Origin of the sequence: Bradyrhizobium sp. AS23.2 (assembly GCF_001908185.1) — a bacterium.
GTDB lineage: Bacteria > Pseudomonadota > Alphaproteobacteria > Rhizobiales > Xanthobacteraceae > Bradyrhizobium.
Window position 1 is genome coordinate 1 of record NZ_LGHM01000182.1, and the last position, 13,132, is coordinate 13,132.

Annotated in this window: 13 protein-coding genes; 8 read left to right on the forward strand and 5 right to left on the reverse strand. The window is 64.9% G+C overall.

Annotated elements, in window-relative coordinates:
* The 3 genes from AC630_RS34275 to AC630_RS34285 all read left to right on the forward strand — a co-directional run.
* Positions 1–1,365, forward strand: a 1,365-nt coding sequence (locus AC630_RS34275) for a TadA family conjugal transfer-associated ATPase (RefSeq protein WP_074122842.1), incomplete at its 5' end; no start/stop codon positions are given.
* 16 nt (positions 1,366–1,381) lie between these two features.
* Complete coding sequence (locus AC630_RS34280) at positions 1,382–2,359, forward strand: type II secretion system F family protein (protein WP_074122866.1); 978 nt, start codon at positions 1,382–1,384, stop codon at positions 2,357–2,359.
* 9 nt (positions 2,360–2,368) lie between these two features.
* Complete coding sequence (locus AC630_RS34285) at positions 2,369–3,343, forward strand: type II secretion system F family protein (protein ID WP_074122843.1); 975 nt, start codon at positions 2,369–2,371, stop codon at positions 3,341–3,343.
* Positions 3,344–3,403: 60 nt separating this feature from the next.
* Here AC630_RS34285 and AC630_RS34290 read toward each other — a convergent pair whose 3' ends face one another.
* The 3 genes from AC630_RS34290 to AC630_RS34300 all read right to left on the reverse strand — a co-directional run bounded on the left by AC630_RS34290 (position 3,404) and on the right by AC630_RS34300 (position 6,289).
* Positions 3,404–4,204: a tetratricopeptide repeat protein gene (locus AC630_RS34290; RefSeq protein ID WP_074122844.1), complete on the reverse strand. Its 801-nt coding sequence runs from the start codon at positions 4,202–4,204 to the stop codon at positions 3,404–3,406.
* Between the two features lie 93 nt (positions 4,205–4,297).
* Positions 4,298–5,800, reverse strand: a complete 1,503-nt coding sequence (locus AC630_RS34295; RefSeq protein ID WP_074122845.1) for a metallophosphoesterase family protein — start codon at positions 5,798–5,800, stop codon at positions 4,298–4,300.
* A gap of 285 nt (positions 5,801–6,085) precedes the next feature.
* The gene (locus AC630_RS34300) at positions 6,086–6,289 is read right to left on the reverse strand and encodes a hypothetical protein (RefSeq protein ID WP_074122846.1); all 204 of its coding nucleotides are present in this window, start codon (positions 6,287–6,289) and stop codon (positions 6,086–6,088) included.
* Positions 6,290–6,565: 276 nt separating this feature from the next.
* Between AC630_RS34300 and AC630_RS34305 the strand changes: the two genes are divergently transcribed.
* A complete protein-coding gene (locus AC630_RS34305) occupies positions 6,566–7,867 on the forward strand; it encodes a leucyl aminopeptidase family protein (RefSeq protein WP_502691571.1) in 1,302 nt (433 codons plus the stop codon).
* Positions 7,860–8,702: a C40 family peptidase gene (locus AC630_RS34310; RefSeq protein ID WP_074122847.1), complete on the forward strand. Its 843-nt coding sequence runs from the start codon at positions 7,860–7,862 to the stop codon at positions 8,700–8,702. Before AC630_RS34305 ends, AC630_RS34310 begins: the two co-directional genes overlap by 8 nt.
* A 58-nt stretch (positions 8,703–8,760) precedes the next feature.
* Here the strand turns inward: AC630_RS34310 and AC630_RS34315 are convergent, their stop codons facing one another.
* On the reverse strand, positions 8,761–9,648 hold the full coding sequence (locus AC630_RS34315) for an MBL fold metallo-hydrolase (protein WP_074122848.1): 888 nt from the start codon (positions 9,646–9,648) through the stop codon (positions 8,761–8,763).
* Positions 9,649–9,739: 91 nt separating this feature from the next.
* Between AC630_RS34315 and AC630_RS34320 the strand changes: the two genes are divergently transcribed.
* From AC630_RS34320 to AC630_RS34330, 3 genes are read left to right on the forward strand one after another with little or no spacing between them, the layout of a single operon-like run.
* Positions 9,740–10,069: an ArsR/SmtB family transcription factor gene (locus AC630_RS34320; protein WP_074122849.1), complete on the forward strand. Its 330-nt coding sequence runs from the start codon at positions 9,740–9,742 to the stop codon at positions 10,067–10,069.
* A gap of 19 nt (positions 10,070–10,088) precedes the next feature.
* The gene (locus tag AC630_RS34325; protein WP_074122850.1) at positions 10,089–10,637 is read left to right on the forward strand and encodes a rhodanese family protein; all 549 of its coding nucleotides are present in this window, start codon (positions 10,089–10,091) and stop codon (positions 10,635–10,637) included.
* Between the two features lie 29 nt (positions 10,638–10,666).
* Positions 10,667–11,446, forward strand: coding sequence for a sulfite exporter TauE/SafE family protein (locus AC630_RS34330; protein ID WP_074122851.1), 780 nt, complete (start codon positions 10,667–10,669; stop codon positions 11,444–11,446).
* A gap of 44 nt (positions 11,447–11,490) precedes the next feature.
* Here AC630_RS34330 and AC630_RS34335 read toward each other — a convergent pair whose 3' ends face one another.
* Positions 11,491–13,128, reverse strand: coding sequence for an ABC transporter ATP-binding protein (locus AC630_RS34335; protein ID WP_074122852.1), 1,638 nt, complete (start codon positions 13,126–13,128; stop codon positions 11,491–11,493).
* Between the last annotated feature and the right edge of the window lie 4 nt (positions 13,129–13,132).

Below are 13,132 nucleotides of genomic sequence, written 5' to 3' on the forward strand. Positions count from 1 at the left end.
CGCGCGCCGCCCCCACCGGCCGTCGCCTCGCCGCCGCTTGCCCCGGCGAAGCTTGCGCCGGCCATGGAGAACCGCCGCTCGGACAATTACTACGAGGTCAAGGCGACGATCTTCGGCGCGCTGATCGAGGCCATCGACCTCGCCCAGCTCGCCAAGCTGGATTCCGAGTCTGCGCGCGAGGAAATCCGCGACATCGTCAACGAAATCATCGCGATCAAGAACATCGTGATGTCGATCGCCGAGCAGGAAGAACTGCTCGACGACATCTGCAACGACGTGCTCGGCTATGGTCCGCTCGAGCCGCTGCTCGCGCGGGACGACATCGCCGACATCATGGTGAACGGGGCCGGCACCGTCTTCATCGAAGTCGGCGGCAAGATTCAGCGCACCGGCATCCGCTTCCGCGACAACCAGCAGCTCCTCAACATCTGCCAGCGCATCGTCAGCCAGGTCGGTCGGCGCGTCGACGAATCCTCGCCGATCTGCGACGCGCGCCTCGCCGACGGCTCCCGCGTCAACGCGATCGTGCCGCCCCTCGCCATCGACGGTCCTGCACTCACCATCCGTAAATTCAAGAAGGACAAGCTGACACTCGATCAGCTGGTCAAGTTCGGCGCAATCTCGCCGGAGGGCGCGGAGATCCTGCAGATCATCGGCCGCGTCCGCTGCAACGTGCTGATCTCCGGCGGTACCGGTTCGGGCAAAACCACGCTGCTCAACTGCCTAACCAATTACATCGAGCATGACGAACGCGTCATTACCTGCGAGGACGCGGCCGAACTGCAGTTGCAACAGCCCCATGTGGTGCGGCTCGAAACCCGCCCTCCCAACATCGAAGGCGAAGGCCAGGTCACCATGCGCGAGCTGGTGCGAAACTGCCTGCGTATGCGTCCCGAACGCATCATCGTCGGCGAAGTCCGCGGCCCCGAGGCTTTCGACCTGCTGCAAGCCATGAACACCGGCCACGATGGCTCGATGGGGACGCTGCACGCCAACAATCCCCGCGAAGCACTGTCACGCTGCGAATCCATGATCACCATGGGCGGCTTCTCGCTGCCCTCGCGCACCATTCGCGAGATGATCTGCGCCTCGATCGACGTCATCGTCCAGGCCGCGCGTCTGCGCGATGGCTCACGCCGCATCACCCACATCACCGAGGTGATGGGGATGGAAGGCGACACCATCATCACCCAGGATATCTTCCTTTACGACATGGTCGGCGAGGACGCCAACGGCAAGATCATCGGCCGGCACCGCTCAACCGGCATCGGCCGTCCGAAGTTCTGGGAACGCGCCCGCTATTACGGCGACGAGAAGCGACTTGCCGCCGCGCTCGACGCGGCGGAAGTGGCGCCGAAGACATGAGCAGGTCAGCGCCGCCATGAACATGCAGGTCCTTGCCCTCGCCTTCCTCGCCACCGCCGCCGTCGGCGGCATCGCCTGGGTCTTCCTTTATCCGCTGCTGTCGGGCGAGCGGAAGGCGGAAAGCCGACGCGCCTCGATCGCGCGTGCCGACGCGCCCGCCGCCAAGCAGACCGAGAAGAGCCAGCGATCGCGCCGCGAGCAGGTCGAGACCTCGCTCAAGGATCTCGAGGCGCGGCGCCAGCAGGAGAAGAGCGTTCCGCTCAGCGTCCGCCTGTCGCAGGCCGGGCTCGACTGGACACCGCAGAAATTCTGGATCGCGTCGGCCGTCCTGGCGGGTGTGCTAGCCGCAGCCGCTCTGTTCGTCGGGGGCGGCCTGCTCGGTGCCGCGGGCCTCGCCTTTGCCGGAGGCTTCGGCCTGCCGCGTTGGGCACTCGGCTTCCTGAAGAAGCGTCGCGAAGCCAAATTCCTGGCGGCGCTGCCGGACGCGGTCGACGTGATCGTCCGTGGTATCAAGGCGGGCTTGCCGCTGTTCGAATCGATCAAGGTCGTCGCGGCCGACGCGCCCGAGCCGTTGCGCGGCGAATTCCTGAACATCATCGAGACGCAGGCGATCGGCATGCCGCTCGGCGAGGCCTGCTCGCGTCTCTATGAGCGCATGCCGCTTCCGGAGGCCAACTTCTTCGGCATCGTCATCTCGATCCAGCAGAAATCGGGCGGCAACCTCTCCGAAGCGCTCGGCAACCTCTCCAAGGTGCTGCGCGATCGCAAGAAGATGAAGGAAAAGATCCAGGCGATGTCGATGGAGGCCAAGGCCTCGGCCGGCATCATCGGTTCGCTGCCGCCGATCGTGATGTTCCTCGTCTATCTCACGACGCCGCACTACATCTCGCTTCTGTGGACCCATCCCACCGGCCAGCTCATGCTGGTCGGCTGCGTCGTCTGGATGTCGATCGGCATCATGGTGATGAAGAAGATGATCAATTTCGATTTCTGACGGTGCCGCATGGTCGAATTTCTCGTCTCAAAACTGCATGACGTCCGCTTCATGACCATGCTGCTGGCGGCCATCGCCGCCAGCGCCACCGTCTATACGCTGGTGATGCCGATGTTCGCCGGCGAAGGCCTCTCCAAGCGCATGAAGGCGGTGGCGAGCGAGCGCGAACGCATCCGGCAGCGTGAGCGCGACCGCCTCAACAAGGGCGAGAAGGTCTCGCTGCGCCAGACGCCGAAGCAGCTCGTCTCCAAGGTCGTCGAGGACTTCAACCTCACCAAATGGCTCGCGCAGGAAGCCGCCCGCGACAAGCTGATCATGGCCGGCTATCGCGGTCAGGCGCCTTACATCACCTTCCTGTTCGCCCGCATGGTGGCGCCGCTCGTACTGCTCGTCGGCGCGGTCCTCTACGTGTTCTTGATCGCGCACATGGAAAAGCCGATGCCGGTCAAGATCGGCATCTGCATCGGCGCGGCCTATCTCGGCCTCCAGGCGCCGATGCTGTTCCTCAAGAACGCGATCTCCAAGCGCCAGCTCTCGATCAAGCGCGCCTTTCCTGACGCGCTCGACCTGCTGCTGATCTGCATCGAATCCGGCATGTCGGTCGAGATGGCGTTCCGGAAAGTGGCCACCGAGATCGTGGGCCAGTCGATCGCACTGTCGGAGGAGTTCACGCTGACCACGGCCGAGCTGTCCTATCTGCAGGACCGCAAGGTCGCCTATGAGAACCTGTCGCGGCGCACCGGGCTCGAGGGCGTCAAGTCGGTATGTCTCGCGCTTCAGCAGGCGGAGCGTTACGGCACGCCGCTCGGGCATTCCTTGCGCGTCATGGCGCAGGAAAACCGCGACATGCGCATGAACGAAGCCGAGAAGAAGGCCGCCGCGCTGCCGCCGAAGCTGACGGTGCCGATGATTCTGTTCTTCCTGCCGGTGCTGTTCGTCGTCATTCTCGGACCGACCGGGATCAAGATCTCCGAGCTGCACTGACGCGGACGCGAGCCGCGCGCGGTTCGCGCGGCGACGTCAAGCTGAGACGATCAGGTCTGATCAGTCGGGCTGGCTGAGCGAGGCGACCGGCGTCCGCTTGGGGGCGCTACTGCGGTTCAGCATTTCCTTGAGATAGGCGACATTGGCCGCGGCCTGGTCCGGCGGCAGGTCCGCCTTCACGATGGTCTCGGCTTCGGCGAAGCGGCCCTGGAGACCGACGACCAGGCCGAGATTCTGCCGCACCCGCGCGCTCGCGCGCGGCGAGGCATAGGCCTGCCGCAGCGCCTCTTCGGCCTTCGGCAGGTCCTTCGAGAGCATGTAGGACAGGCCGAGATTGGAAAGCACGCCGGGATCGCCCGGCGCGATCTTCAGCGCGCTCGCATAATAGGAGCGCGCCTCCTCGTGACGGCCCATCTGGTCGAGCGCCGTGCCCTGCACCGAGAGCAAGCGCCAGTCCGGATTGTCTGGCGAATGGGCTTTCGACAGCACGTCGAAGGCCTGCTGGAAATTGCCGCTGTCGGCAAGCGCGCGGCCGTACTGGGCGAGCAGCGCCTTGTTGCCGGGATTGGCGATGGTCGCCTGCTCGAGCACGGCGGCGGCCTGGGCGCGCTGGCCGTTGGCGCGCAGGGCCTGGCCATAGGCGAGCGCCGCATCGGCGTCCTTGGGATTGGCTCGGTAGCGCTCGCCATAGACATCGACGGCGCGCGCGGGATCGGTGGGAGGGGCTTCCGCGCGGGACCCCACCGAGCCGGTCACGTCGGAGAGTTTCGACATCGCCGTGCAGCCACCGAGCCCCATGGCCACCGCCGCGACCAGCGAGGTAGACGCAAGAAGCCGGGCAAGACTGAACCGTTGACGCATGGCGCTTTGACTCTCGAGCCGATTGATCGAGCCGAACGCGCCAGCAATAGACTGTTAACCCTAATGGCCGGTTAACGTCAGCCTTGCTGCCCCTCACCGCGGCGTCTGCGGCAGCACCTCGCCGCCGAGGCCGAGATCGAGGCCGAGCGCCTTCACCCGCTCGTTCAGGTCCCGCAGCAATTTCAGCCTTTGCCGCGCCTCCGCCTCGACATCGGTGCCCGCGCGCGGCAACCCGGGCAATTCGCGCCGGAGATCGTCGCAACTGATCAGACGGTTCGCGCGGAGCTCATCGAGCTGAACATGATCGACGCCGAGCACGCCGGCGGATTGCTCGATCAACCGGCCCAGCAGCACCATCACCGCGGCAAACGCCTCGACATCATGCTTGCGCCCTGACCTTGCGAGCTTGCTGTCGAGATCGCCCCAGGCGTGGGAGGTGACAAGGTAGGTGTGGAGCGCATTCGCCCAGCCCGGCTCGCCGTCAGCATAAAAAGCGCGGCGCGTCAGGAGCCGGCGAACCAGTGCCGCGACCTGATCCCGGTTCAGCGTCGCGATTGAAGCGATCTCGATCATTGATTGGAACGCCGGGTCGCGGGAAAAATCCTGCCCTGCCGGCAGCCTGATGATGCCGTCTGGCAGGTTCGAGTCGAGCAGCCCGAAGCTGCCACCGTTGCGCGGCCGCGAATAGCGCGCGATCGCGAACCGGTGCTCCGTGCGGCCCGCACGAGACATCGGGCCGAAATGGATGATGTTGAAGCCGGCGTCGTCACCGGCCTGTCCGGTCGAGGACGGACAGGACAATACGTAGATCGTTCGCCAGAACGCCTCATCATCCCCACTCAGCGTGGCACGCGGATCGGGGATCGAATAGCGCGTCAGTCCCTCCACGTGCCGGTGCCCGTGCAGGACCAGATTGACGTTGAGCGAGGTGGCTGCTTCGAGGAAGGTCGCGGGCGCGGCGAGATACATCAGCGGCTCGTCCGGGGCGCCGAGGAACCGCTTTCCTTCTCCGGTCGCCTGCGGCAGCGGATGATGATGGAGCGCCAGCACACGCACCAGGTTTTCCACCGGCTCGGCATAATCGGCGCGTCCAGCCGACCCGACGCTGCCCGCGAGGTCGACACTCAGCCGGGCAGAATCCGCAACCAACGCGTTGTAGGTGCCCTGGTCGATATTGCCGCTCGCGAGCGTCGTGAGGCTCGCGCGGTTGGAGTCCAGCAGCACCAGATCGAGGCCGGCCTGGCAATAATAGACGCTCTTCGAGGTGCGCGGCAGATGCAGGTAATCATAGACGTCGGGGCGGCCCGCACGATGGCTCGGGCGCTTGACGTCGTGATTGCCGGCGATCGCCTGGATGTCGGTGAACAGCCCGGTCTGCCGGAAGGACGCGATGACGGCGAGTGCTTCGTCGAGCGCACGCGGCGTTGGGTCGTGGACGAGATCGCCTGTGATCAGCAGGATGCGGTCGGGAACGTCCGCGAAACCCGCCATCCTTTCCCGGAGAGCGGCAATGAGGGCCTCGATGGTCGCAAGCAGCCGGCCTGACCCATCCAGATGCAGGTCGGAGATCTGCGCAATAACGAACGATCTATCCATCTCGCGCCGCTCATTGCGAATGCTGCGCCGCCCAAACGATGAGAGAAATGCCTGCGACGAAGAGGTTCAGGCATCAGTCCGGGCTAGAATGAACCCGGATAAAGTATCAGCCGCGTGCCGCGGCGTTCTTGCGCGCGATAGGTGCAGAGCTGCACGGCACAATCTAAAATACTTGCCAATAATGCCACAACCGCAGCGCTAGTAAAGCCCGTCGGCCGCGCTCGCGTGAACGGCGGTTCTCAGCATGGATACGAGATCTGCCCGGCAATGGTTTCGTTCGCCCGATCAATATTCGATTGCGAGCCGCTTGCGGATTTCGTCGAGGCGCTTGTCGAGCGCATCAAAACGCGCGTGTACGGAGCGATCGTGGAGATAGAAGACGTAGCCGCCGGCAAGGAACGCGAAGATCCAATGATGATGCTCGACATAGCTGAAAACCGCCTCGACGGCCTGGCCGATGAATGTGACCATGCTCCACAGGACGTCCATTGCATTTCCTCCCGGCAGGCTTTGTCTTCAGCCGCCTGCGATCTCTACGCCTGACGGCCTTTGCCCGGAACTTAGCATGGCCCCCTTGCTGCGAGTAGCGGCTCTCCGAACGGTGACAGCAAAGCCGATTGCAGCGGCGGCGAAACTCTGCGAAGTCTCCTCCATTCATATGACCCGCTTGATCTGACGATCCGGACCCGCCAATGCCTTCTGTTTTCGAGACGTCGTCCACCGCCACCCCCCATCACCTTCGTCACCAAGTCGAGCTGGGATGCGGTGCGTGAGACGCTGCCGCCGGCGCAACGCCAGTTCGCCACCGCGAGCGCCTTTACCGCCAAGCCGGGCGGCTATCTTGCATTGCCCGCGCCCGACGGCGCGATTGCACACGTGCTGTTCGGCCTCGAGGACGAGGGCGCAAGATCGCGCGACCTGTTCCGGCCGGGCGCCCTGCCCGGCGTGTTGCCGCCAGGCACGTATCGCTTCGCCAATGCGCCCCACGATGCACGGCTGGCGGCGCTTGCCTTTGCGCTCGGCAGCTACCGCTTCGCCCGCTATCGCAAGGCGGACCGCCCCGACGTCCGGCTGGTGCCGCCGGATGGCGTCGACGCGGCCGAGATCGATCGCGTGGCGGGCGCCGCGTCGCTGGCACGCGACCTCATCAACACGCCGGCCAACGACATGGGCCCGGAGGAGCTCGCCGCGGCCGCGCAAGAGCTCGCCGCTGAGTTCGGTGCTAGCTTCACCTGTGTGGTCGGCGAGGACCTGAAGACGAGTTTTCCACTGATCCACGCCGTCGGCATGGCTTCGGACCGGGCGCCGCGGCTGATCGATATCGGCTGGGGCGATCCCGCCCGTCCGAAGGTGACGCTGGTCGGCAAGGGCGTCTGCTTCGACACCGGCGGGCTCGACCTGAAGCCGTCGAGCGGCATGCTGATCATGAAGAAGGACATGGGCGGCGCCGCCAACGTGCTGGCGCTGGCGCGCATGGTGATGGATGCGAGACTGAAGGTGCGGCTGCGCGTGCTGATTCCGGCCGTTGAGAACGCAGTCTCCGGCAACGCCTTCCGTCCGCTCGACATCTTCACCTCGCGTAAGGGCATCACGGTCGAGATCGGGAATACGGATGCGGAGGGTCGCCTGGTACTCGCTGATGCGCTGGCGCTCGCCGACGAGGAAGAGCCGGACCTGCTGATCGACCTGGGCACGCTGACCGGCGCCGCGCGCGTCGCGCTGGGGCCGGATTTACCGCCCTTTTACACCAATGATGAGACCCTTGCTGCCGACGTCGCGCGCTGCGCGGTGAAGGAGAACGATCCGTTGTGGCGCATGCCGCTGTGGCCGCCTTACGATGCGTGGCTGGACTCCAAGACGGCCACCATCACCAACGCGCCGTCGGGTGGCTTTGCCGGCTCGATCACCTGCGCGCTGTTCCTGCAACGCTTCGTCGAGCAGGCCAGGAGCTGGCTGCATGTCGACATCTATGGCTGGACGCCGTCGGCGAAGCCGGCTCGTCCCGAGGGAGGCGAATGCCAGGCTGCACGCGCCATCTATACATTGCTGAGCGAGCGCTATGCATGATCCGCGGCTGACACCGGCGCGGGGCGACCTCGCCGCGAAATATCTCGAAGGCAAGGTGCAGGCGGATCGCTTCGTCACCGGCGAGGAGTTCGAGGTGATCGCGGCGATCGCACCGATGCGCGAACGCCCGTCATCGGACGCGGTGCTGATGACAGAGGCGCTGCGCGGCGAACGCGTCACGATCTACGATCGCAACGGCGAAGGCTGGGCCTGGGGCCAGCTTGGCGGCGACGGCTATGTCGGCTGGCTGCCCGACGCGACGCTGATGCGACCCGCAGCCGCGCCGACGCACAAAGTGAGTGCGCTCCGAACCTTCGCTTTTCCCGGTCCCTCGATCAAGCTGCCGCCGGCCGACACGCTCGTGCTGGGATCGAAGCTCGCGATAGCGCGCGAGGACGGCAGCTTCGCGGTGACGCGCGACGGGACGTATGTGCCGAAGGCACATCTTGCATCGCTCGATCATCGCGAGCCGGATTTTGTCGCGGTCGCGGAGCGCTTCGTCGGCACGCCCTACCTCTGGGGCGGCAAGAGCAGCCTCGGGATCGATTGCTCTGGCCTCGTGCAGGTCTCGCTGACATCAGCCGGCATCGGCTGCCCGCGCGACAGCGACATGCAGCAGGCGGGTCTCGGCCGCGTGCTGGAGCGGCATGAGCACGGCAAACTGCAACGCGGTGACCTGATCTTCTGGAAAGGCCATGTCGCCATCGTGCGCGACGGCAGCACCATGGTTCACGCCAATGCGTATCACATGGCGACGGTGATCGAGAACACCGAGCAGGCTATCACGCGGATCAGGCAGGCCGGCAGCGAAGTTGCTGCGATCAAGCGGCTCTGACGGTCATGCTTGCGCTGGAGCTCGCGCAAATTCGCCGACGATAGCGGCTGGCCTGCGCCTAAACGCAGGTCTGCGCTCCGCCCTTCAGCGTCACGGGAATGGTGAGATAGCGCACCCCGTTGGCTTCGGCCGGCGGGAATTTGCCGGCGCGGATGTTGACCTGGATAGAAGGCAGCAGCAGCCTCGGCGCCGAGAGCTTGGCATCGCGCGCCTGACGCATGGCCACGAACTCATCCTCCGTGACGCCCTCCTTGACCTGGATGTTCTTCTCGCGCTGTTCGCGCACCGTGGTCTCCCAGGCGTAGGTGTCGCGGCCGGGAGCCTTATAGTCGTGACACATGAATAGCCGCGTCTCGGGCGGCAGCGCCAGGAGGCGCTTGATCGACCGGTAGAGCTTGTGCGCGTCGCCGCCAGGGAAGTCGGCCCGCGCAGTTCCGTAGTCCGGCATGAACAGGGTGTCGCCGACGAACACGGTCTCCTCGATCTTGTAAGAGACGTCGGCGGGCGTGTGCCCGGGCGTGTAGATCACTTCCACGTCGAGTTCGCCGATCTTGAAGCGCTCGCCGTCCCGAAAGAGACAATCGAAGTCGCTGCCGTCCGTCTTCAGATCGACGGCGTTGAATATCGGCCGGAAGATGCGCTGCACGTCCTTGATGTGTTCACCAATGCCGATCCGTGCGCCGGTCCTTGCCTTGATGAAGGGGGCGCCCGAGAGGTGATCGGCATGGGCATGCGTTTCGAGCACCCATTCGATCGTGTAGCGCGCCTCTGCGGCGGCGTTCAGCATGGCCTCGACCGAGCGCGTGTCCACCTCGCCCGAATTGTGGTCGTAGTCAAACACCGGGTCGATGATGGCGGCCTTCTTCGTTGCTGGATCGGCGACCAGATAGCTCACCGTGTTGGTCGGCTCGTCGAAGAACGCTCTGATTACGGGTTGTCCTGACATGGCTTGAATCTCCTGATGCCACGGGTCGGTTGGTCTTGACACATATATTAGCTGATACTAAATAAGCAATAGCTAAAATAAGGAGCGGCCAATGGCCTCCCGAACCTTGGATCTAGAGAATTTCGAAAAGCAGGCGGTTGAGGTCGCCGGAACTCTGCGCGCGCTCGCCAACGAGCGTCGGCTGATGATCCTGTGTCAACTCGTCGAATGCGGCGAGAGCAACGTGAGTTCCCTCGCGGAAGCCGTGGGTCTGTCGCAATCTGCCCTGTCGCAGCATCTCGCAAAGATGCGCGAGGAGGGCATTGTCGCCTTTCGGCGCGAAAGCCAGACGCTCTGGTACCGCATCGCCGATCCGCGCATCGAGCAACTCTTTGCCACGCTGCACAGGCTCTTTTGCAAGCCCGTCAAAGCGAAGAACTAATTCAGGAAAGTTGCTAGTCATGTCACTACCCGCAATCAAGCCATCCGAGGCGCGCCGTCTTCTCGACAGCGGCGCCCTGCTCATCGATATCCGCGAAGCCGACGAGCACGCCCGCGAGAAAATCCCCGGCGCGCATCACCTGCCCTTGTCGAAGCTGGACGAGGCAGACCTCGCCGTGCATCAGGGCAAGCCTGTCATCTTTCATTGCAAGAGCGGCATGCGTACCCAGGCGAACGCGCTACGGTTCGCCGCGAAGCTCGGCGAGACCTGCGAGGCTTATATCGTCGAAGGCGGGCTCGACGCCTGGCGCAAGGCGGGCCTGCCGGTCGTGAGCGATCGGCACCAACCTCTGGAACTTCAGCGCCAGGTGCAGATTGGAGCCGGAACTCTTGCCTTCGTCGGCACTCTGCTCGGTCTCTTCGTGTCGTCGTGGTTTTTCGCTGTGTCCGCCTTCGTCGGCGCAGGGTTGATCACGGCCGGCGTCACCGGCTTTTGCGGCATGGCCCGCATTCTCATGCGCGCACCTTGGAACCGCAGCGTCTACGGCGCGCGCACACGAACCGCGTGACAGTGGCTTGAAATGAGGAGTCGCCCATCATGTTCTCGCTGACCCAAGGCGCGCTCGGCCTCGCTTCCGGCTCGCTCGTCGGCTTTTCGCTCGGACTGGTTGGGGGCGGCGGCTCGATTTTGGCCGTGCCGCTCCTCGTCTATCTGGTCGGCGTGTCGGATCCTCACGTGGCGATCGGGACCAGCGCCATAGCCGTCGCGGCGAACGCTGCTGCGAATCTCGTCAACCACGCCCGCGCCGGCAACGTGAAGTGGCGCTGCGCTTCCGTATTCGCACTCGCAGGCGTCGCCGGCGCCTTTCTCGGCTCCACCCTCGGCAAGATCGTCGAGGGCCAGAAGTTGCTGGCGTTGTTCGCGATTGTCATGATGGTGGTCGGCGCGCTGATGATGAAGGGCCGCTCCGACGCGGGCCAGCCATCGGTCCGGCTCAACCGGGAGAATCTGCCGAAGCTCCTCGCCTTGGGGTTCGGCACAGGAGCTTTGTCCGGCTTCTTCGGGATCGGCGGCGGCTTTCTGATCGTGCCGGCGCTGATCGCTGCAACCGGCATGCCGATCCTCTATGCGGTCGGCTCCTCTCTTGTGGCGGTGACCGCGTTTGGGCTGACCACGGCGGCCAACTACGCACTGTCCGGCCTGGTGGATTGGTATCTTGCCGCGTTGTTTATCTTCGGCGGAGTTCTCGGCGGGCTGCTCGGCGCCCGCTCCGCCGGCTCGCTCGCCGCGCGCAAGGGCGCATTGAACACCGTGTTCGCGGCGCTCATCTTCGCGGTAGCGATCTATATGCTGGTCCGCAATCTCGGCCTGATGTGATTGATATCCCGAAGGCGCGCCAGCGCGCCCCGGAATGACGGAGGTTATGTCGCCACCGACCCGTTCCCGGCCGTCTCCAGCCGGAACGCGGCCGCGAACAGCGCCCGCGTGTAGTCCGTCTTCGGGTTCTTGAACAGCTCGGCGGCCTGCCCTTCCTCGACCACCTTGCCGCCGCGCATCACGATGAGATGGCTGGCGAGCGAGGCGACGACGCGTAAGTCGTGCGAGATGAACATGTAGGTGAGCTCGCGCTTGCGCTGGAGCTCGCGCAACAGATCCACCATCTGCGCCTGGAGCAGCATGTCGAGCGCGCTGGTCGGCTCGTCCAGCACGACGAAATCCGGCTCCAGCACCACGGCGCGTGCGATGCTGATGCGCTGGCGCTGGCCGCCGGAGAACTCGTGCGGGTAGCGATAGCGGGTGTCCGCCTTCAGCCCGACATCCTCGAGCGCCTTGACGACACGCGCCTCGCGTTCCTCGCGCGACAACTTCGGCTGATGCACCGAGAGGCCTTCGGCGATGATGTCGGCGACCGACATGCGCGGGCTGAGCGAGCCGAACGGATCCTGGAACACGATCTGCATGTCGCGCCGGAACGGCCTCATGTCCTTGAAGCGCAGGCCCTGGATGTCTCTCCCCAGGAACACGATCCGTCCGTTCGAGGAAATCAGCCGCAGCAGGGCGAGTCCGAGTGTGGTCTTGCCCGAGCCGGATTCGCCGACGACACCGAGCGTCTCGCCCTTGCGTACGGCAACGCTGACGCCGTCGACCGCCTTGATGTGGCCAACCGTCTTGCGCATCAAGCCGCGCTTGATCGGAAACCAGACCTTCAGGTCATCCGCCGACATCACCACCGGCGCACCAGGCTGCGGCGGCGCCGGATCGGGCTTCGGCTCCGCCGCGAGCAGGTCGCGCGTATAGGGATGCTTCGGAGTCTTGAAGACCTGCTCGACCGGCCCCTGCTCGACGATCTTGCCGCCCTTCATGACGCAGACGGTATCGGCGATGCGGCGCACGATGCCGAGATCGTGGGTGATGAAGAGCAGGCTCATGCCGAGACGTGAGCGGATCTCGGCGAGCAGCGCCAGGATCTGTGCCTGCACGGTGACGTCGAGTGCGGTGGTCGGCTCGTCCGCGATCAAGAGGTCCGGCTCGTTGGCGAGCGCCATCGCGATCATCACACGCTGGCGCTGGCCACCGGAGAGCTGGTGCGGATAGCTCTTCAGCCGTGTTTCCGGCTCGGGAATACCGACCTGCGTCAGCAATTCGAGCGTCCTCTTGCGCGCCTCGGCATTGCTGGTCGGATTGTGCAGCTGGATGATTTCACTGATCTGCGCATCGATCGTGTGCAACGGATTGAGCGAGGTCATCGGCTCCTGGAAGATGATGGAGATGTCGCTGCCGCGAATCTCCCGCATCTCCGGCTCGGACTGCTCGATCAGCTCGCGCCCCTTGAAGCGGATGCTGCCCGAGGGGTGCGAGGCGTTCGGATAGGGCAGCAGCTTCAGGATCGAGAGCGCGCTGACCGACTTGCCGGAGCCGGATTCGCCGACCAGCGCCACGCATTCGCCGCGCTTGATCTGGAACGAGACCTTGTCGACCGCGAGCGTGGCGGCGCCGCCCTGGCGGAAGGCCACCGAGAGGTCGCGCACGGCAAGCAGGGGCTGGTTGATCGCGTCCATCACG

Excerpts from the sequence above, each read along its gene's own strand:
- AC630_RS34280 (WP_074122866.1), top strand. The coding sequence starts at position 1,382 with ATGAACATGCAGGTCCTTGCCCTCGCCTTCCTCGCCACCGCCGCCGTC.
- AC630_RS34285 (WP_074122843.1), top strand. The coding sequence starts at position 2,369 with ATGGTCGAATTTCTCGTCTCAAAACTGCATGACGTCCGCTTCATGACC.
- AC630_RS34290 (WP_074122844.1), bottom strand. The coding sequence starts at position 4,204 with ATGCGTCAACGGTTCAGTCTTGCCCGGCTTCTTGCGTCTACCTCGCTG.
- AC630_RS34295 (WP_074122845.1), bottom strand. The coding sequence starts at position 5,800 with ATGGATAGATCGTTCGTTATTGCGCAGATCTCCGACCTGCATCTGGAT.
- AC630_RS34300 (WP_074122846.1), bottom strand. The coding sequence starts at position 6,289 with ATGGACGTCCTGTGGAGCATGGTCACATTCATCGGCCAGGCCGTCGAG.
- AC630_RS34310 (WP_074122847.1), top strand. The coding sequence starts at position 7,860 with ATGCATGATCCGCGGCTGACACCGGCGCGGGGCGACCTCGCCGCGAAA.
- AC630_RS34315 (WP_074122848.1), bottom strand. The coding sequence starts at position 9,648 with ATGTCAGGACAACCCGTAATCAGAGCGTTCTTCGACGAGCCGACCAAC.
- AC630_RS34320 (WP_074122849.1), top strand. The coding sequence starts at position 9,740 with ATGGCCTCCCGAACCTTGGATCTAGAGAATTTCGAAAAGCAGGCGGTT.
- AC630_RS34325 (WP_074122850.1), top strand. The coding sequence starts at position 10,089 with ATGTCACTACCCGCAATCAAGCCATCCGAGGCGCGCCGTCTTCTCGAC.
- AC630_RS34330 (WP_074122851.1), top strand. The coding sequence starts at position 10,667 with ATGTTCTCGCTGACCCAAGGCGCGCTCGGCCTCGCTTCCGGCTCGCTC.
- AC630_RS34335 (WP_074122852.1), bottom strand. The coding sequence starts at position 13,128 with ATGGACGCGATCAACCAGCCCCTGCTTGCCGTGCGCGACCTCTCGGTG.